The 19,228-nt window shown below is 44.4% G+C and carries 17 protein-coding genes; 16 read left to right on the top strand and 1 reads right to left on the bottom strand.

Translation table 11 applies throughout. The annotated features are described in order from the left end of the window. The first annotated feature begins 156 nt into the window (after positions 1-156). Complete coding sequence (locus D7V32_RS17815; protein ID WP_228200164.1) at positions 157-534, top strand: Gp49 family protein; 378 nt, start codon at positions 157-159, stop codon at positions 532-534. 98 nt (positions 535-632) lie between these two features. Here D7V32_RS17815 and D7V32_RS02775 read toward each other — a convergent pair whose 3' ends face one another. Then, the gene (locus tag D7V32_RS02775; protein WP_120401399.1) at positions 633-1,574 is read right to left on the bottom strand and encodes a hypothetical protein; all 942 of its coding nucleotides are present in this window, start codon (positions 1,572-1,574) and stop codon (positions 633-635) included. Positions 1,575-1,735: 161 nt separating this feature from the next. On the opposite strand from D7V32_RS02775, the gene D7V32_RS02770 reads away from it, so the two are divergent. The 15 genes from D7V32_RS02770 (at position 1,736) to D7V32_RS02700 (ending at position 19,181) form a co-directional block, all read left to right on the top strand. Next, positions 1,736-2,797: a hypothetical protein gene (locus D7V32_RS02770; protein ID WP_120401398.1), complete on the top strand. Its 1,062-nt coding sequence runs from the start codon at positions 1,736-1,738 to the stop codon at positions 2,795-2,797. A gap of 26 nt (positions 2,798-2,823) precedes the next feature. Next, on the top strand, positions 2,824-4,113 hold the full coding sequence (locus D7V32_RS02765; RefSeq protein ID WP_120401397.1) for a phage capsid family protein: 1,290 nt from the start codon (positions 2,824-2,826) through the stop codon (positions 4,111-4,113). Positions 4,114-4,177: 64 nt separating this feature from the next. Next, positions 4,178-4,651: a hypothetical protein gene (locus tag D7V32_RS02760; RefSeq protein WP_120401396.1), complete on the top strand. Its 474-nt coding sequence runs from the start codon at positions 4,178-4,180 to the stop codon at positions 4,649-4,651. Positions 4,652-4,722: 71 nt separating this feature from the next. Next, positions 4,723-5,613: a RyR domain-containing protein gene (locus D7V32_RS02755; RefSeq protein WP_120401395.1), complete on the top strand. Its 891-nt coding sequence runs from the start codon at positions 4,723-4,725 to the stop codon at positions 5,611-5,613. Beyond that, positions 5,613-6,287, top strand: a complete 675-nt coding sequence (locus D7V32_RS02750; RefSeq protein ID WP_120401394.1) for a phage adaptor protein — start codon at positions 5,613-5,615, stop codon at positions 6,285-6,287. Before D7V32_RS02755 ends, D7V32_RS02750 begins: the two co-directional genes overlap by 1 nt. Positions 6,288-6,380: 93 nt before the next feature. After that, complete coding sequence (locus D7V32_RS02745) at positions 6,381-6,578, top strand: hypothetical protein (protein ID WP_120401393.1); 198 nt, start codon at positions 6,381-6,383, stop codon at positions 6,576-6,578. Further along, complete coding sequence (locus D7V32_RS02740) at positions 6,559-6,963, top strand: hypothetical protein (RefSeq protein WP_120401392.1); 405 nt, start codon at positions 6,559-6,561, stop codon at positions 6,961-6,963. The genes D7V32_RS02745 and D7V32_RS02740 overlap by 20 nt, the downstream gene beginning before the upstream one ends. A 108-nt stretch (positions 6,964-7,071) precedes the next feature. After that, the gene (locus tag D7V32_RS02735; RefSeq protein ID WP_120401391.1) at positions 7,072-7,479 is read left to right on the top strand and encodes a hypothetical protein; all 408 of its coding nucleotides are present in this window, start codon (positions 7,072-7,074) and stop codon (positions 7,477-7,479) included. Beyond that, on the top strand, positions 7,472-8,512 hold the full coding sequence (locus tag D7V32_RS02730) for a hypothetical protein (RefSeq protein ID WP_120401390.1): 1,041 nt from the start codon (positions 7,472-7,474) through the stop codon (positions 8,510-8,512). The genes D7V32_RS02735 and D7V32_RS02730 overlap by 8 nt, the downstream gene beginning before the upstream one ends. Before the next feature lie 10 nt (positions 8,513-8,522). Then, the gene (locus D7V32_RS02725; RefSeq protein ID WP_120401389.1) at positions 8,523-11,762 is read left to right on the top strand and encodes a hypothetical protein; all 3,240 of its coding nucleotides are present in this window, start codon (positions 8,523-8,525) and stop codon (positions 11,760-11,762) included. Beyond that, the gene (locus D7V32_RS02720) at positions 11,752-12,942 is read left to right on the top strand and encodes a hypothetical protein (RefSeq protein WP_120401388.1); all 1,191 of its coding nucleotides are present in this window, start codon (positions 11,752-11,754) and stop codon (positions 12,940-12,942) included. Before D7V32_RS02725 ends, D7V32_RS02720 begins: the two co-directional genes overlap by 11 nt. Before the next feature lie 30 nt (positions 12,943-12,972). Further along, the gene (locus D7V32_RS02715; protein ID WP_120401387.1) at positions 12,973-13,560 is read left to right on the top strand and encodes a hypothetical protein; all 588 of its coding nucleotides are present in this window, start codon (positions 12,973-12,975) and stop codon (positions 13,558-13,560) included. Between the two features lie 4 nt (positions 13,561-13,564). Further along, positions 13,565-16,135: a hypothetical protein gene (locus D7V32_RS02710; RefSeq protein ID WP_120401386.1), complete on the top strand. Its 2,571-nt coding sequence runs from the start codon at positions 13,565-13,567 to the stop codon at positions 16,133-16,135. Further along, positions 16,128-17,282, top strand: coding sequence for a hypothetical protein (locus D7V32_RS02705; RefSeq protein WP_120401385.1), 1,155 nt, complete (start codon positions 16,128-16,130; stop codon positions 17,280-17,282). Before D7V32_RS02710 ends, D7V32_RS02705 begins: the two co-directional genes overlap by 8 nt. Continuing rightward, on the top strand, positions 17,283-19,181 hold the full coding sequence (locus D7V32_RS02700) for a hypothetical protein (RefSeq protein WP_120401384.1): 1,899 nt from the start codon (positions 17,283-17,285) through the stop codon (positions 19,179-19,181). It begins immediately after the preceding gene. The last annotated feature ends 47 nt before the right edge of the window (positions 19,182-19,228 follow it).

Below are 19,228 nucleotides of genomic sequence, written 5' to 3'. Positions count from 1 at the left end.
AATGCTGAACAGGTTGCACGAATGATTGGCGTTAGTGCGTGGCATATTTCAGGTGATTACTTGGTTGTCGAGAATCCATTACTTGATTATCGAGTGACAAATAATGAAACTTATAGTCATAAAACAGATCGTATTCCGAATGGTGCAGTCGTGATTTTGGTTCAGGAAGAACCCAAGACAGTAGAACAGCAAATTGAGCAAGAAATTCAATCTAAAAACTTAAATGCTCCACGTTTAACGCCTGCTGATATTGATTCTAAAATTAAAGCAGTTGAATACATCCTACCTCGTGACGTATGCAAGCGCGATAATGGTGTAGAAGTTTTTGATGCACCGCTTTCACTACAGACATTAACATTCTGTATTCTTACATTAGAGAATGGATTCACTGTTACAGGTGAAAGTGCATGTGCAAGTCCTGAAAATTTCGATGCTGAAATTGGTCGCAAAATTGCGTATGAAAATGCTCGCAACAAAGTATGGGTGCTTGAGGGTTATTTGCTGAAAGAAAAATTAAGCCATATTATTGGGTGAATTGATTTAAACCTATCGAATTCGATATCTTTAAACCACCATTAAAAATGGTGGTTTTTATCTAAATACAAATTTAAATTCTGCTTTTGCTTATTTGTTTATAACGTAAGACATTTTAGTAGTCGATTATTAATACATGATTTGACGTAGTCAGTTTCAGCTTTTCCAAGAATGCAAACTAATAATCGGCAAAGTAAATGCTGCATTTCTAGTATGACGTTAATCTGTTTACCGTCTGGCTGATTATTAATGTAAATGGCAAATCCAAGTGGTTCATCTAAAAATAATGCTTCATGCATAGTATCATTGCGTACAATTGATATTTCAGACTTTTTCTCAATAACCAAAGCCCAGTCAGGAACTTTTATTTGGAATTGATTACATATCCATTCAATTCTATTTTTATGAGAGATGTCCTTTTTAAGTTTAGGATTTGCTTTTGCTTTTACAAGTTGGTAACAGCCATCAAGTGCCATATAAAGATATTGGAAGCGTTCAAATGGCAGGCTTTGAGGATATTGTGCTAAAAATAATGCATGGATTACAGCTGAAACTCGCTTCGTAGCACGGAAATTATCACGCTCTGATTCTAGATAATCCAGTGTCAGTTCGATTACATCCTCAATAGTGCATTGTGATAGTACAAAGTCTACGAGCTTTCCTTTTTTGATTGGTGTCGCATCGAGAAATCCGTATTTATCTTTGGACAAACGCATACCTGTAAAAAAAGATAAGCACCAAACTACAAAATCAATGTCCTCAATGTTGTCACTTCTATGAAGTGTGATTTCGTGGGTTTTAGGCATTCCAAATATACGAACACTATATGGACGATGGGTTATCACTCCATTTAGATCTATATTTTTTTGAGTACCAGGGTAAATCCAATCCTTATGAATATTAGGATCATCTTTTACCGCAGCTAAAACATCCTCAAAATTCGGTAAGGTTTTAATAGAAAATCGGTCATTTTCAATTTCTATACGTTCGGGGTAGTAACCGAATTCAGCTGATACGCTAGTAGATTGATTTATTGTCATAAAATTAGTCTCTTATTCATTATAATTAATACCCCCTGTAAGGCTAACGCCATTATATCCAAATCCCTGAAACTTTCCTCATGTTGAGCAATCAGCAGCTAAACGCTAGATAACTCTAGCCATTCGCCTTTGCGGTCACAGCGATAAGTGATAGGACAGACATGGATATTACAGAGCAACAAAATGAGTTGATTGAAGCTAACGGTGGTAAAGCATCACCTGAACTTGCAGCGCAGCTTTTAGAGCAAGCGTTAAATGGCGATACCGCAAATGCGGAAAATGGTAGTCAGCCAGCAACTACCCAAGTTACAGAAGAAAATACCCCAAAAGTTGAAGGTCAAGACGGTACGCATGAGGAGCATAGCTCCGCAAGAGCTGATACACAACAAGCACAACAGCAACAACAGGTCGATGAAAGTCAGTTAAATGCTGAAAATGCTGTGATCTTAGCTAAAGACGGAAAACACACCATTCCCTATGACAAGTTAGTGGAAGCACGTAACGGTGAAAAGGAATGGAAGCAAAGGTTTGATGAAGCTCAACAACAGTTGGCACAACTTCAAGCTGATGCACAGGAACGTAAAGATAACAGACAGGCCCCAACTACACAGGACAACCAAGCAAATATCGCACAACAAGCGATTGATCAGGGTGTAGACCCTGCAATCTTTGGGGATTTTAGCGAGAAAGATTTGGCTGCTGGTATTCAGAAACTTGTTAATTCACAGGTTTCAACTTTGGTGCAACAGCAATTACAAACTGCTTTAGCTCCAATTCAGCAACAACAGCAGGTCAGTGTAGAGCAAGCTCATTTTAACGAAATCTTTACAGCACACCCAGATGCAGAATCTATTGTTGAATCGAAAGAATTTAATGATTGGAAGAATGCACAACCAAGTTTTCTGAAAGATGCGTATGAAACAGTTTTGGATAAAGGTTCAGCTGCTCAGGTGGTAGAACTTCTAGGATTGTATAAGTCGAATACCCAATCAGGTCAACAAGCTGCTCAACCTGCCAATGATGCAGTAAAGGCAGTAGCGCAAAAAGCTGTGAGTCAGGCTCAAACACCACCACCGAACAGTCTGAGTGATTTGCCTGCTGGTAGTCCTGCTGGTGTTTCTCGTGATGAGCGTTTGGCAGCAATGTCGCCAGCGCAACTTGCAGAGGAAATGCAAGGATGGACACCCGACCAAGTGGAGCAATTTCTCAATAGACGTGTTTAAACATACGTGATGAGAGTATTTGAAACATGACTACTAAAACTAACGCAAGCTATGGCGATAAGACCAATTTAGTTACCCAAGCGGTAGGTCTGTTCGCTACACACATGAATCGTAACAGCACCTTAAACCTATTGGCTGGGAAAATGCCTAAGGGTGAAGCAGGTGCGGAAGCGACTCTCCGTAAACAAACCACATCCCACATGCCTATTGTTCGTGTTCAGGACTTAGGAAAAGGGCGTGGTGATGAAGTGACATTCCACTTACTAAATCCAGTCGGTGCATATCCAATTATGGGTAGTGCGTATGCTGAAGGTCGTGGTGTGGGGATGTCTTTGAATGAAGATCGCCTACGTGTGAACCAAGCTCGTTTCCCTGTTGATTTGGGTAACGTGATGTCACAGATTCGTAGCCCAGCTGATTTACGCAAACTTGGTCGTCCAGTCGCTCAGAACTTGATGGATCGCTATTGTGATCAGTCATTACTGGTGCATATGGCTGGTGCACGTGGTTCTCATAACAACATTGAATGGGTTATTCCTAAAGATAATAATAAAAACTTCAATGAAATCATGGTAAACCGTGTTAAAGCACCAACTAAAAACCGTCACTATGTTGTTGATGGTTCTGGTGTGCAGAGCGTTAAAAGCAATGCAGGTGATTTTGATATTGCAACAACTGATCTATTTACTATGGATACAGTTGATTCAATGAAAACTGTTCTGGATCAAATTGCTTTACCACCACCTATTTGTAAGTTTGAAGGTGATGTTGCTGCGGAAGATTCACCATTACGTGTATGGCTTGTATCGCCAGCACAGTACAACAAATTTGCTGCCCAACCAGGTTTCCGTTCTTTCCAATCATCTGCATTTGCACGAGCAAGTCAGGCAAAACAACATCCGCTTTTCTTAGGTGATGTAGGTTTATGGAACGGATTTATTATCCGAAAAATGCCACGTCCGATTCGTTTCTATGCAGGTGACACAATTAAATATTGTGCTTCGCATGATAGTGAAACTGAATCAGATTTAATCGTGCCATCAAGCTTTGGTACAAGCTTTGCGGTTGATCGTTCTATTATTTTGGGTGGACAAGCAATTGCGGAAGCAATGGCTGCAAGTGATAAGTCTGGTGTGCCTTTCTTCTGGTCTGAAAAAGACCTTGATCATGGCGATAAATGGGAATTATTGATCGGTGCCATTCGTGGTACATCAAAAATCCGTTTCGCTGTTGATACTGGTGAGCGTACAGAATTTACCGACTATGGTGTAACTGTTGTCGATACCGCTGTGCCAATCATTGGTGCTAATCAGTAATTGTTTTGGGTATGTCCAGTTATGGGCATACCTCATCTTATTCTAATCCTTGGAGATTTTTAAAATGGCGACAATTAAGAAGAAGCCTAGTGGTTATGGTCAGTTTGGTGGATTCTCACCATATGGCAATGTTACAGCGTTAGCATTTTTTCTTGCCACGAATGCTTCAGGTGCCGTAATTGATTCAGACACAACTGTTGCAGTAGCAAGTGGTGATGTTATCGATTTAGGTGAATTACCGCAAGGTATGCGCCTAGATGATGCTCAAGTCCTGATTAAAACAGGTATGACAGCCACCGTTACAGGGTCACTTGGTTTTAAGTATCTTGATGGTGATAGTACAGAAGTACCACAAGATGCGGCATATTTTATCAGTGGTGGCGATCTTGCAACGGCAGGTCGATTGCGTGCAAATACGGGTAAATTGGTAACTTTACCTAAACCTGCACGATTGATTTTAACCACTGGTGTAGCGGCGAATGCTAAGGCAAGCGACATCAAAGTTATTGTTAGTGGTGAATTGACAGGTCCTCGTTAATGTTTTGATGGTGTAGGTTTTAGACAGACCTACACCATTCTTTTTATTTTTTAACTTATTACGGTGATAAGATGAAAACGATTGCAATAGCGATGATGTGTCATGCAATTAATGCTGCATATTTCCAATCAATGGGTGATGACAGCCAACCAACATGGGATGATGCGCCAGATTGGCAGCGTAGCAGTGCGATTGCTGGTGTAGAAATGCATTTGGCAAATCCAGATGCAACACCAGAACAGTCACATGAAAGCTGGTATAAACAAAAAGAGGCGGAAGGCTGGAAATATGGTGACGTCAAGGATGCGGAAAAGAAAGAGCATCCATGTTTTTTACCTTATGAAGAATTACCAGATGAACAAAAGGCAAAGGATTATTTATTCCGTACAACGGTGCATTTGGTTAAGCACTTGCCTGATCCTGAAGATTACTTGGCATTGAGTGCGGAAGTTGTGAATCTACGCCAAAAGGTTGAGCATCAAAAGAATGTCGCAATTAATACAGCGACAATCACCCCAGCCAATGTTGTTCAAAAATCTGCTGGTGTGTCAATTCAGTATATTGGAAATAAATCTCTATATACCGACCACTTATACGAATCAGCTTTAACCTTTGAACAAGGTCAAGTGCGATCAATTCCAAGTGATTTGGCAACCAAGTTTTTAAAACATCCTGAGTTTACTCGTTATGGTGAGCCTGAATCCATTTCTGGTGAATCTACCGAGCAAGGCTTAGATGATGATACGTCAAGTATTCTCAATCGCTCTAAAGAAAAACAGCAAGAAGAAATTGATAAAGAAAATAAAGTTCTTGATGAAATTGAAACGATTGGAAAAATGACAAAGGCTGGCTTGGTTCAATATGCTTTAGAAAAGTATGAGCAGAAACTTAGCCCACAAAAAAATCTTGATGAATTAAAAGAATCAGTTACTCAAATGATTCATCAATATGGGGTTGTGTAATGCAGCTAAATGACCTGATCAGCCGTTTTCGTACACTGGCCAACGATAAAGTAGAACCATATTTTATTGATGATGCCAGTGTCATTGATTGGCTTAATGATGCCGTAATTGAAGCGTGTATCCGTGGTCGTTTATTGCATGAATCCCAAAACAATGATGTTTGTAAGATTAATGTATTAATTGGTTCATCTCGTTATCAGTTGCATGAATCGTTATACGAATTGACTCGAGTGTGGTTCCAGCCGAGTGATGGAACAAAAGGGCAATACTTGACTTTAATGTCAGCTGAATTACTCGATCATTATTATGATGGTGAGAATTGGCGAGTGAAACAGGGTAAACCTGAACACATTGTGCAGGATGATACAGGTATTCGCCTTGTTCCAATTCCTGATATAGATGGTGAATTACAATTAGAAGGCTATCGTGTGCCATTGTTACCAATGGAAAATGATACCGATGTTCCAGAAATTAACCAAATTCACCATGTTCAATTGATTCAGTGGGTACTACACCAAGCATTTAAGGTACCAGATGCAGAATTCTTTGATCCAAATCGGTCAGCATTAGCAGAGCAGGAATTTACAGATTATTTCGGTATTCGTCCTGATAGTGATTTGCGACGCATTACTCGTGAGGATATACCGCATAACGTTATTCCATTCATGCCATGACTTGCTTGTGACATAAGCACCCCTGTAAGGCTAAAGCTTTTCAGGGGTTTTTTACATAATGATCTTACTTATTTTATTTAATCATGCACAAATATGGGCAAACGTATTATTGATTTAAAGACCGAAGATACGCTTTACATTGGCGATGCCAAAGTTCAATTGATCAAAAAATCTGGGAAATTGGCTCGAATTTGTGTTGAAGCAGATAATCACATTGAAATCAAACATAAGCGCATGAGTGCTTCCGATTTAATTACGGAGACTCAAGCGCATGGCAAACACACTTTATGATGCGGCCCGCAAAGGTTATTTAGAAGGTCAATTCAATTGGATGGCTGATACCATCAAATGCATTCTTGTTTCATCAGGATATGCAGTACAGACTGGTACACACCAGTATCTTTCTGATATTTCAACATCCGCAATTGTTGCACCTGCAGTAGTCCTTAGCGGTAAATCCACGAACGGCGGCGCGGCAGATGCCAATGATGTCACTTTCCTGACTGTGGCTGGCAGTACGGTTACTGCAATCATTTTATATGTGGATACTGGCACTGCTTCAACAAGCCCTCTGCTGGCCTACATTGATACTGCAACAGGTTTGCCAATTACGCCGAATGGCGGCGACATTATTGTCACTTGGGATAACGGTGCGAACAAAATCTATAAAGTCTAAATCCAAGCTGCAGCCACAGCGGTTGCGTTTCAAAAGTGAGGCGTTATGTCAGCCGTTCTTGCAGCTGTTCCGCTTATGTTAGATGAATCACGCAGAAGGATTAGGAAAATGTCAGAAAAATCACCAGCGCAGTCGATTGGTGCAACCGGTATTGATCCTGAACGTAGAGAAGGATTAAAAATGACAGAAAAACCGCCTACGCAGTCGATTGGCGTATCCAGTATTGAAGCAGGGAAAATGGGTGAAATTGGCGGTGCGTCATTCGTGCATAATTGGCGGCGGCTTTCTGAAGCGCCGAAGTTCCAAACCTATGCATATGAGCAGTGCAAACAGCCTTATGATCAAGTCGAACAATGGATTGAGCCTTTCATTATTAACGCGATTCAGGCTGGCAGTGAGCAGGCATTGTTTGACAGCTATGTTCAATGGCATGACAAACAAGGCTATTGGAAGAATGAAGATCCGTATGGAAATATCATAGATTCTAAACCGCCTATAGAGGTGGAGCATGTCTGAAGAAAAAGGTATCCGTCTTGAGTTTGCACAGTTCGGGCATTTTGATTCTTTTGAAGTCATCCGCTCGCTTACAAGTATGATTGGACTAGCGGACCATGAGCTGCCAGCACCGATAGCCACTGGTTTAAAAACTATGTACTACGTTGATAATAATGTGGTGGAAGGTCTAACTTATTACTATAAGGTGTGTGTGCGACGTGGAAACTTATCGTTTATGAGTAGCGAAATAAGTTGTTTAGCAAGTCACTTGTGGTCTCCAATTTATTTAGAATCTGATGTATGGCTTGATGTAGCTGATTATTCAACTGTAGTTCATACCAACAACAGAGTAAGCCTTCTCAAAGATAAGAGCGGGAATCAACGTCATGTCGCGCAAAACGTTGAGGCAAACAAACCGCTGTATGTTGCAGATTCAAAGTGCATTCGCTCAGACGGCACTACTTTGCAAAACTTAACAGGTTCTTTTAATGATTTGGAGGAAATCGCAAGAAATGAGTATTCGTACTTCATTGTAGCCACACCTCGAAAAATAAGCGGCGGCGTACCAGCACAAGGCAATTCTGGTGTGGCGTTCTTTGAGCAAAGTTATCTTGTGTCTGCTTTTTTATCAATTGAATCAACAAACTCAAATTGGATTGCGCCGACCGTTAGTATAACGGCAGATGCAATAGCTCTAACTGAAACCAGAGCTAATTACGCACCATTTAATATCAGTAGAGCGCATAATATTGGAAAAAATAAGCTTATGGTTTCAATTTTGCGAACACCAACTTTGTTACAGTCGGGCATAAATGGCGTGTATCAAGCTGGCGCACATAGCTCACAACAAGTTGGAGGTCGTAACTTTTCCGTTCTAACACAATATACGCAGAATGGTCGTTCGATTGGAGATTTACACGAAGTTATTATTGTGCGCAAGGCGATAGACTTTGCAACGCGTCAAAAACTTGAAGGTTATTTAGCGCATAAGTGGGGCTTGCTGGATTTATTAGCGCCAGAACATCCATACAAGGTCAATCTTCCTTATAGATAGGATATGGTGAATGACTGATAGTTATGAGCATGAACAGCCTTATTTGCTAACCGCAGAATATTTGGATGTTCCTAAACCAGCCAACTTATCTAATGCATATGATTTGCATGTGAGATTCTTAGGTCTTCCGGATGAGCCTGCTGTTACGCAGTACATTATAGGGTTAGGTTTTGATTCTGCAGCATTCGCACAACCTCAGCTGAAATTTACACAGTTTTTAAAACCGTCTAGATTTAATGCATCTTTATTCGGCACTGCTAAAATCTATAACAGCAATCAATATGTTTTTGTATTTGGTTTTAGAGCACAAGCATTCGGCAGCGCGACATTAAAAAATAAAAATCAGAAGCTGATTGCGGCGGGTTTCAGTAATCAAGCATTCGGCACAGCAAAGCTGCATAACAGCCGGCAGTATCTCGCTGGATCAGGTTTCAGCAATCAAGCGTTCGGTAACGCTGGAATTATCAGTAAAAATCAGCAGACCAAGGCCAGCGGCTTTAATTCCAGTTTGTTTGGTACTGCTAAGCTGTACAATCTTAAGCAGCTGATCAATGTTTCAGGATTCAATGCTTCAGCATTAGGCCATGCATCCGCTGTAAACAAAAACCAGCTGGCTACTGTCAGCGGTTTTAATGTATTGCAGTTCGGCACAACACGCATATACAACAGCAAGCAAATTATTGCAGCACCCAGCTTCAGCCCGCTGGCGTTTGGCAATCCAGCACTGCTCGGCGGTGTTAGATGGCTGTTTGCAACAGGCACAGACAGCGCGCAGTTTGGAAAGCCAAGTGTCATCAGTTTAAGGCGCTATCTTGAAGCAGGCGGCAAAGACAGCAGCGCATTCGGTTCTGCTCAGCTGGATTTTAAAAACCGGCCAATGCAGACAAAAGGGGCAGCGTTTAATGATTCAGGTACTCCTCGCATTGAGCATGGCATCCGGACAGTATCAGTTTTATGTTTCAGCTTATCGCGCGTATCTTCAGGCGCATGGATCACATTTAAAACGCGGAGCATTGCGCCTGATGGTATTGAAGCACCTGCTGCTGGACTGCCTAGAGTTGGCGGAGATCAGCACATTGGCCCGCAAGGCTTTGATGCAGCGCGTTTCGGCACACGGATTATTCCTGAAATTCAGACCATTTCAGCATTGGGGTTTACTGGCGCATTTGGCAGCGCTGAAATTTCGCTGAAAAAGCGTTATCTCGGCGCTAAAGGCTTTCTGACTGCAGGTAATGAAGATGCGATGCGCTGGGGCTATGCCAAGGTTTGGAATTTACGCCAGTATATTGTGCAGACTTTTATACATGACAGCGGACTTGTTCCGCCAGCAATTGTCGGATGGACAGCGATTGCCAACCGCAACAGGACAATGCAGGCCAGCGGCTTTGTGCATAGCAAGTTTGGTCATGCATTCATTGAGAATACAGGCCGTGATCTGCAAGTGAATGGTTTTGATGCAATTGAAGGACTAGGACAGCCGCGGATTACGCACCGTGTCCGCAAGATCAAACTGGACGGCATTGAAGCGCCATATATGTCAAGCTGGCATATTGCATACAATACTGCTGCGGTTCTTAAGTTAGTAGGCTTTAACGCGCAGGCATTCGGTAATGTGGGCATTGAAAACACGCGGCGCAATTTTCAGCGCATCGGCAACATCGAAAGCCAAGCGTTCGGCACTGCATTTATTGCTTACCGTATCCGCACAGTGAGCATTGAAGCGCGTCATTCTATTGCGCCGCCGCCGATTAGAATGCCGTCTGTGCATTTAAATACACGCTACATTGACCCAGCAGGCGGGATAGATTCATTCATCAGCGGATTTGGTGAAGTATTTGAGCGCTGGACAAAGATTGCGCCGAAATGGGCCTTGCGTGATTTCTTTGGCACACCGCAGCTGCATAATGTAACGCCTGAAATGCGGATCTTTGGACATGACAGCGCAGAATTCGGCGGCGCATCCATACGGACGCAATGGCGCGATGTAAATGCGCAGGGCGATACACTTACTTTATTCAGCAAGCCGGTGATTGCGTTTCGTGACAGGTCATTTGATTTTGCTGGCTGGCATTCGATGCAGTTCGGCAGAGCGCGCCTAGCCAAAACGGCGCAGCCGCCATTTACAGATCAGCGTATTTGGCTGGATGCGGTATCTATTGATGGGCATACTTATTCAGGTCACGGTATTAAACCGCCTCAAAATCAAGTTACAGCACCAGGCATTAACCAGAATGTGCTGTATCCATCGGGTATTTTCCGCAGCGTTTTTGGTTCGCCGTCTGTACGTTCAAATGTCATTCAGATTCAATCAGGGATTCAGGTCCTAGAATTTGGCAGTCCTGCCGTTGGAAATAAGAATAGGACGATTGGTGTTCAGGGCTTTGAAAATAAAATTGAAATGGGCCGACCGCGCATGTCGCCGAATATCATCTATGCGGTTACCGAAGCTCCTGCACAAGCAAAAGAAAATAACCCTGCCATCGGTATGCTGCACTTTGTAAACAGTGACGGCGGGAGCCGGGCTGCCGGAGAAGTTTTTGGTCATGCAACAGTTACGAATAGACACCGTGAATTGCATAATGTTTCTGCTTGGGGGAATTTGGGCTTAGGCCATCCAAGGGTATTCAACCGAAAAGGTTATATCGGGGTGAAGGGTTTTGCCTCATATCGTGCGGGTTGGCATGTTGTTGGCCCTTTTGAGCAGATACTAGAACAATTTGATTCTGCCGATTTCTTTGCATCAGGGCGCGCGTCTATACAGCATCGTGCTGAAATTGGTGTACACCGTATTTATGCTGGCGCAATGAATATGCTTTCGTTTGGCGGTCAGCGTATTGAACTGCTAAACCGTTCAATTGGCATGCATGGCTATGATGCATTGAGAATGGGTACGCGATTAAGTGGCGATGGCCCATTTATGTGGCAAGGGTTGCGCATTGGCAGCCTTGTCAGCGGCAATTATGGCGGCTTTAATGCCGAAAAATTCGGACAGGCATGGATCTCGCTGAAAGTCCGTGAGATTAATCCTGTCAGCTTTGATACTTTCAAAGCTGATTATGATTACACCCGATTCGATCAGCGTATGAGAGTGAAGCGTACACCGCTGCCGCCGCCACAAGTGCAGCAGATTGGCGCTCTAGGGTTTGCGTCAAGCAGATTTAACACGCCTAATATCGGTAACAAGGTTCACTATATCCGCCCTTATGGGAATGGTGATAACTACCGTAAAGGAGCGCCAGATGCCGATTAGAAAATTACCTTCATTTGCTGGAATAGATAATGCGCGTGAAGATGAAGCGTTAGAACGAGGCGGCGACAGTCCAAGCCTGCATGTTCGAGAGGCTTTGAACATTGATATTTCTGAAACAGGCCGTGCATCTTTACGCGCAGGTGTTGCACAGCAAACGCAATTGCCTTTTAAATGGCTGTGGCAATCTAGTTTGCATGGTGATTGTTTTGCTTCACTGCATGGTGATTGGGTCAAGGTAAATCCTGAAGTCTGGTCGTATGAGGTGCTCTATGCCGGCGCAGCAGCAGGACGGACAAAGCATATTATTTTAAACAGCCGTGTGCTGATGTGCAGTGATGCAGGCTTATTTGTATATGACGGCGCAAATGCACTGAAATTTACGCTGGATACGCCAGCTGCGCCGTATGTGACGCAAGATGGTGACGGCAGTCTGCATGAAGGCCAGTATAATTTTGCAGTGTCATGGCTGCGCAGCGGCGCTGAATCTGGACTGTCAGAAATCAGTAGCCTTCAGTGCGCAGGGCAGAATGCAGCGCAGGTTACTTTCCCGCTGTGTACTGATCCATCCGTAACGCATATCCGCCTTTATATGACTGAAACAGGCGGATCTGCACTGTATCAAGTTGAAGATTATCCAATATCAGAAGCGCAAGCGCATATTGCGCTGCTGCCTGCGCTTGGGCCAGCGGCTGTGACCCAATACATGGACCCGATGCCAGCGGGCAAATATTTGAGTTTATGGCGGGGCCGGATTATTTCAGTACGCGCCAATGTGATCTACTTTTCACAAGCAATGGCCTTTCATTTATGCGATATGCGCTACAGCTTTATTCAGATGCCGCAGCGTATTACCTTCTTGGAGCCAGTTGATGGCGGTATTTGGGTTGGCCAGACCGATCACGTTGTATTCCTTAGAGGTGCGGATTTACAGCAGATGACAGTCGAACCGAAAGCCTCAGCGCGACCCATCCCAGACAGCAGTTTTTTAGCGGAAAGTGCATTGCTGGCGCAGTTGAATACAAGCAGCAGCGCCGCAGTTTGGTTAAGCGAGAAAGGTTTTACTGCCGGCACGGCTGATGGTCAGTTGGTTGAACTGCAAAAAACAGTCATGAAGAATATCAGCGGTATTAGCGCCTCCGCTGTAGGGTTGGATGGACGTGTCACTGCCGTTGTAAATTGAAGGCATATTCATTTACAGCAGCGCAGAGCAATGAACAAACAGCGTATTAAAAAAGACTTGCAGAAAGATCTGCACAACGAAGTTTACGACCAGACTGAGGAAGGCATTTATTTTCCCCGTCACGGCATTATCGCAACAGGTGAGTATTTTGACCGTGTGAATGATGGTGAATGGACACGCACTAAAAACTTAATCACCAAAGAAGGTTTGCTTGATGTATTGAATACATATTTCATTGCAAGCAAAGCTAAACCTGCAGGTTTTTATTTGGCGCTTTTTAATGGTGCAGCTGCGCCGGCGAGCAACTGGAAAGCGAGCAACTTTGCAACAGCGGCAAATGAAATCACTTCACTGACGGAAGGTTATACCAGCGCAACACGTCCAGCGTTTACGCCTATTCAGGCCAATGAAGATACTTATATCGAGAACTTGGCATCGACAGCGCGCGTGGTGTTTGCAACAGCATCACAAGTCAATGTGACAGGCACAGCACTGCTGACAAATTCAGCCCGCGGCGGCACATCTGGTGTGCTGATTTCAGCAGCGAAATATGCCGCTGCGCGTACATTCCAAAATGAAGACACTTTCGATATTGGCTATCGTTTTGCATTAGCATAATTGTATGCATAGCGCTAAACCGTATGGTTTAAGTGTTGAGGGCGGCCTGCTCAGTGAGCGCGATAGTGCGTTTATTGATGTTTCAGTCCGCCGCTTCTCAGACTTCAAACAAGCAGGCAGCATCGAAAGCCTGCGCCGAACCGCCTACCTGCCGGATGGCGGCTATTTTGTTATTTCAGATATGGCTGGAATATTCAAAGTGCTGGCCTATAAGCGCAATGATGATCGTTTCAGCTACACTGGCTTTGCCAAGTCGTATGTGCCGATGCTCTACAGCGGATGCATTACAGATGCCAAGCCGCAGGCAGAACAAGGCACGGGATTGCTGCTGTCAGAACAGACACGCGCGCGCCTTAGCGGATATGGAAAGCGGGAAAAGCCGGCGAAAACATTGAAGCTGCAGCGCTTCAATGTTTCAGTCAATGAAAACATAGTGAATGAGTTTGCGCCTCAAAATATGAATGCGGTGTACATGACCACACAATATGTACAGCAGCGGCCTACGTGGTACAGCGGCGCAATGGCTGAAGTAATGCAGATTGTCGGCGGATACGGCATGCAGGATTTTGAGCGCCTGCCGGACAATGAGTTTGAACGTGCCGAACTGGCCCTGCCTGAAGACTTGCGTGAAGCGATTGAAGAACGCATAGAAAACAATTTGCTGCCTGCTTATTCAGGAATTCCACCTATCAGCGGACAGTTTCAATATGACTACAAATTCAGCAATACAGATGCGGTGAGTTTTGACAGCAGCGGCGCGCCATGGCTGCTTAAAGTCAATGCCTCGGGCGTTTGGGCGATGCCGATGCCATGCATACCCGCAACAGCAACACCGGAATTTTATGCATGGATTAGTGAGCAGGGTGACAGCGAGATTCTAGGCATTCTAGACCGTTTCGGCGCTATGCCTAGCGGTGAGGGATTTCCTGAAAGCCATAATGATTTTTTTGCATGGCATCGTGCAGGCGCAATTATCAAAGTCTGCGACACGGCGGACTTTTACAGCTTCAATGCTTATACCGAAGCCTGCGGCTGGTCATTTAATCTGAATGGCACTGAAGGGATTAATACCTGCTGGGGAGTAAATCCTGATACCGGCATTACAATCGGCTACACCTATTTGCTGAATGCCAGTTTTATGCCTGCTGAAAACAGAGGCATGCTTGGCAAGGTAACAATGTCGCAGCAGGATGCTCAAAGCGCAGGCCCATATTTAAGCGCGCTGATTCCGCTTTTGCCTGCCGGCACAGTAAAAGCTGCCAGCATTCTGTATAAACTGCGCCGCGCCGACAGCAGCATGATTTTAAGCCGGTTAGGCCAGACAGTGAATGAGGATGAAGTCAACTACTGGTACAACTTGACCATGGAGCCGATTGCAAAACACAGCGGCAACATCCGGCGCTATGCAGAGGGTTATCTGTACCATAACGCAGCGCCGAAAAATCAGCCACAGATTAAATTCCCTGATACTTGGTTTGGTGCATGCATTTCTTTTGATTTCGGTGCTTATCAAATCGTTCCAGCCAGCCAGCGTCCAAACTGTGACACCATCATGTACGGATACTACATTGGCGACAGTATCAAAACGATCAGTTATTTTGTGGATTGGCGCAGCTATCAGAAGGAAGTTGTAAATAATTTTGAGCCAGTCATGATGGTTGGGTCATGGGAGCAGACGGAAATATCAGGGCAGTCATCACCGCATGGCCATTTTTATATTTCTGATTTGGATCTGCGCGAAATCTATGATCCAGTAACCATTACAACCAAGATCACAGGCCGTGATAAAGGTTTTGATTCACAGCCATTTTTCGCATTCGATCATTTCTTTTCAATGTCGGGCAGTGTGTGGCGTAACCGTTATTACACTCATGAAACTATCGTGACACGCTCAAATGATCAAAGCTTAGGCGTCGCCGTATGTATCCCGTATTTTATGCGCAATGCAGCCTTAACCGCTTCACAAAAGCTGCAGACAAGCCAATCTGTATCTGAGAGTTTGGCGCTGCACAGCATCACCGATCCTACCAGCTACCGCATGTGGACTTATGATTTTATTTTTGCATGGAATAACCCGCTGGAAAAAATGACAGGTGTGCCTTATCCCAAAGACGGTAATCCAGTTTGGGTGGAAATTCTCAGGTATGCGCCTTCAGATGCCAACGCATTTGCAGATCAGGGCCCTTGGCTGCCTAATTTGCCTTATGACATTCGCTGGCTGGTGCATCCGAGTGTGCATGAATGGAAACAAAGTGGCGGGGGTGGCCCACCTAAAGTGCATACCTACAGTATTAGTTCTAGTCCGCCTGCTAAAAGCAGCAAGGCAATTTATGCCAGCATTCAGGATGAACCGCTACTTGCTGTGAAAGATACGCGTGTTACAGAGTATTTTTTGCCATCACCAGATGAAACTGGAAACTATGTGGTTAAGGATGGTTGTAAGGCTGTGTTTGGTAGCAGCGAATATGCAAATATTAGTGAAAGCAATGAACGCATGCGCCGGATTTATTGGGGTTATACAAGTCTTGCTGACCATTCCAGCGCACATCACTTTATTGGGGTAATTAATGAGTAATTATCAATATATTACCAACGAACTCGCTATTGCAAGTGATAAGACTTGGAGCAATACCGCGTTCTATTCAGAAGAGTTTGCCAGATTAACTGATACGCAATACGTTCGCATTTCCGCAAAAATTGAAGAACAAGCCTATGCATCAGACTTTGATCTCGGTCAAATTATTTACATCGTTTATGAGCAAGCGACTTTATCTGATCATCAATTTGGGGCAGCACACAGCCGAGAGCATGTACTGGAACAGGCTGCGCTGACCGATAAAACCTATGGCGGAATCAGTGCAATGGCTGTTGTAGAAACCGCCTATGCTTCAGATCTTCAATTTTATATACAGTCGCACCGCAGTTTAGAAACAGCCATTGCGGCTGATGCCGCATTTGGACAGCGGTCGGCGAGTGCGCAAGTCAGTGAAAAGGCAGTCTTGACGGATACCGCTTACAAGTCATTCACCGATGCAGTGCAAGAGTTGGTGCTTGCGCAGGATCTGTTGTTCGGAAGCAGGCATGCCTTCAGCTTGACGCAAGAAAGCGCGGTGGCGGCGGATGCGGATCAGAGTATTCAACTAGGCACGTACCGTATAAATGAAACGGCGGTCATGTCTGACATGCAGTTTGGATTAAAGCATGCTCATTTTGCTGTACAGGAATCCGCATTCATTACCGACCACTATTTGCAGCAGAGCCATGCACAGGCGTGGACGGCAAATACTGACAATTGGGCTATGTCGCGCTATGCGCCTTATAATTTTGAAGGGGCGGCTGTGATCAATGGGCATCTGCATTTATGGAATGAGCAGGGAGTATATGCAGCTGGATATGAAGGTGAACAAATTAATGGAAGGTTGAAGACAGGAAAAATTGATTTTGGTGATTCTTTGGTACACCCGCAGGCGGCATATCTTGAATACTCCAGCAATGGAAGCACACCAATCGCATTTGATGTGACTACAACCCAAACTGGTGTTGAACAAACCTTCACGTATTTAATGCCGCAAGAAGCATCCCAGCAATTAACCAATGGCAGAGCAGTGTTTGGGCGCGGTTTAAGAGGCCGCCATTTTACATTTTCGCTCTCAATACATGGCAGCGCTGCGCACATCAACGCATTGTCTTTTGACTTTACAAAGACCACAAGGAGAATCTAAATGGCAGGTTCTGTACAGGATTTAGCGCCAGATGGCATTATGGGTGCAGCAATTTCAACAGTCATTGAACAGATGGATAAGATTGATACTTTTGCTGAAAAGTATCAAGCACAGCTGAATGGGGCATTGCAGGATATTAAAAATGTTTCTGTAGCGCCAGTTGATCCGTATATTCGTATTGGTATTCCTGAAACGCCAGTCCCGATTTTGGACTTTGGCAACCAGCCAGTTTTAGCGACTTCACCGCTTACATATCCAGATTTACCGTCTTTCAACAATATTGAGCATTTGCTTGCCGATTTAGATCTTGATGATCTGCAGATACCTGATGCACCTGAAATGCCGGCGATACAGATGCCGTCTGCACCAGGTGTTGCTGTGTTAGATCAACCATTAAAACCCAATGTTTCAACAGATCTTGAATTGCCGAAACTGCCTGAGCTGCAAATGCCGGAATTGGATCAGCTGGTGCAGCTGCAAATACCGGAATTTCAGTTTCCTGAATTGGCTGATTTTGACGGCAAGCCGCCTTCATTGGATTCAATCGCTGTACCGAATGTATTTATGGAATGGCGTGAGCCGACTTATGAATCAGCATTGCTGAATGATATTCAGCAAAAGGTAAAAGCATGGATGGCTGGCGGCACAGGATTGCCTGCGCCAATTGAGGATGCGCTGTTCAGCCGTGCAAGAAGCCGTTTAAGCCGTGACACTGAGCGCGCAGTTCAGGAATCTATCAATGACTGGTCAAGCAGAAATTATTCTATGCCGCCGGGCATGCTTGCCAAGCAGGCCGCTTCAATCCGTGAGCAGGGCCATTTACAGGCGGGTGAGCTGAATCGAGATATTTTAATCGAAGCCAGTAAAATGGAAATTGACAATATTCGATTCATGGTCGAAAGAGGCATTGCGCTTGAGCAGATCATGGTCAATGTGTTTAACAACACAGTGAATCATTTATTTGAAACAGCAAAGTTTAATGCTGAAAGCAAGATCAGTGTTTTTAATGCGCAAGTGGCGCTGTTTAATGCGCAGAACAGCGCATTTGAATCGCTGACTTTGGTATATAAAACAAAACTGGAAGGCGCAATTGCTAAACTGTCTGCCTACAAAACAGCTGTAGATGCTCAAGTGGCGCTGGGCCAAGTCAATGAACAGCATGTGCAGGTGTATAAAGCGCGCATAGACGCAGTGCTGTCTAATGTTGAATTGTACAAAGCATCCATGCAGGGCGCGTCAGTACGTGCGGACGTTATCAAGAATCAATTTGATGCATACCGCAGTGAAGTGCAGGCATTCGGTGAGCAGATCAATGCTGAAAAAATTAAGGTCGATGCGTATGAAGCGCAGACCCGCGCTGAATCTGCACGTGTCAGCATGTTTGAAGCGCAGACCCGCGCTTATGCATCAACGGTACAGGCAGTTCAATCGAAAGCCAGCTTAAAGAGTGACGAGATTAAGCTGAAAATGGAAGCGGCCCGCACATGGATCGCCAAATACAGCGCCGATATGGATGGCTACAAAGCAGACTTGCAGACCCGTTTAAGTGAAGCGCAGCTGAAAACATCCAACTTCAGCGCGCAAGTCGATGCTTGGAGGTCCAGTGCAGGTGTTGAAATCTCGCATGCTGAAATGCAGTCGCGTTTTTCAGACAACAATACTCGGACAAATATTGCAATTGCAGAAATGCAGATCAAAGAATATGAGGCAAAGATTCAGAAATCACTGCAAGAAGCCCAGCTGGCGCTTGAACAAGCGAAAGCGCTTGGTCAGTATTCAGCACAGCTTGCGGCAGGAGCAATGTCTGCTGCGCATGTATCCGCATCAATCAGCGGCAGCGGATCTGCAAGCACATCGAAATCCACAAGTAACAGTGAAAGCCATAACTACAGCTACTAACACGCTGTAGGGGTAGGCCCTAAGCTTATTTGATGCATAAGATTTAA

This window comes from Acinetobacter tianfuensis, assembly GCF_003611465.1.
GTDB classification, from domain to species: Bacteria; Pseudomonadota; Gammaproteobacteria; order Pseudomonadales; family Moraxellaceae; genus Acinetobacter; species Acinetobacter tianfuensis.
This window is presented reverse-complemented; position numbering and strand designations above follow the sequence as displayed.

Excerpts from the sequence above, each read along its gene's own strand:
- D7V32_RS02775 (WP_120401399.1), bottom strand. The coding sequence starts at position 1,574 with ATGACAATAAATCAATCTACTAGCGTATCAGCTGAATTCGGTTACTAC.
- D7V32_RS02770 (WP_120401398.1), top strand. The coding sequence starts at position 1,736 with ATGGATATTACAGAGCAACAAAATGAGTTGATTGAAGCTAACGGTGGT.
- D7V32_RS02765 (WP_120401397.1), top strand. The coding sequence starts at position 2,824 with ATGACTACTAAAACTAACGCAAGCTATGGCGATAAGACCAATTTAGTT.
- D7V32_RS02760 (WP_120401396.1), top strand. The coding sequence starts at position 4,178 with ATGGCGACAATTAAGAAGAAGCCTAGTGGTTATGGTCAGTTTGGTGGA.
- D7V32_RS02755 (WP_120401395.1), top strand. The coding sequence starts at position 4,723 with ATGAAAACGATTGCAATAGCGATGATGTGTCATGCAATTAATGCTGCA.
- D7V32_RS02750 (WP_120401394.1), top strand. The coding sequence starts at position 5,613 with ATGCAGCTAAATGACCTGATCAGCCGTTTTCGTACACTGGCCAACGAT.
- D7V32_RS02745 (WP_120401393.1), top strand. The coding sequence starts at position 6,381 with ATGGGCAAACGTATTATTGATTTAAAGACCGAAGATACGCTTTACATT.
- D7V32_RS02740 (WP_120401392.1), top strand. The coding sequence starts at position 6,559 with ATGGCAAACACACTTTATGATGCGGCCCGCAAAGGTTATTTAGAAGGT.
- D7V32_RS02735 (WP_120401391.1), top strand. The coding sequence starts at position 7,072 with ATGTCAGAAAAATCACCAGCGCAGTCGATTGGTGCAACCGGTATTGAT.
- D7V32_RS02730 (WP_120401390.1), top strand. The coding sequence starts at position 7,472 with ATGTCTGAAGAAAAAGGTATCCGTCTTGAGTTTGCACAGTTCGGGCAT.
- D7V32_RS02725 (WP_120401389.1), top strand. The coding sequence starts at position 8,523 with ATGACTGATAGTTATGAGCATGAACAGCCTTATTTGCTAACCGCAGAA.
- D7V32_RS02720 (WP_120401388.1), top strand. The coding sequence starts at position 11,752 with ATGCCGATTAGAAAATTACCTTCATTTGCTGGAATAGATAATGCGCGT.
- D7V32_RS02715 (WP_120401387.1), top strand. The coding sequence starts at position 12,973 with ATGAACAAACAGCGTATTAAAAAAGACTTGCAGAAAGATCTGCACAAC.
- D7V32_RS02710 (WP_120401386.1), top strand. The coding sequence starts at position 13,565 with ATGCATAGCGCTAAACCGTATGGTTTAAGTGTTGAGGGCGGCCTGCTC.
- D7V32_RS02705 (WP_120401385.1), top strand. The coding sequence starts at position 16,128 with ATGAGTAATTATCAATATATTACCAACGAACTCGCTATTGCAAGTGAT.
- D7V32_RS02700 (WP_120401384.1), top strand. The coding sequence starts at position 17,283 with ATGGCAGGTTCTGTACAGGATTTAGCGCCAGATGGCATTATGGGTGCA.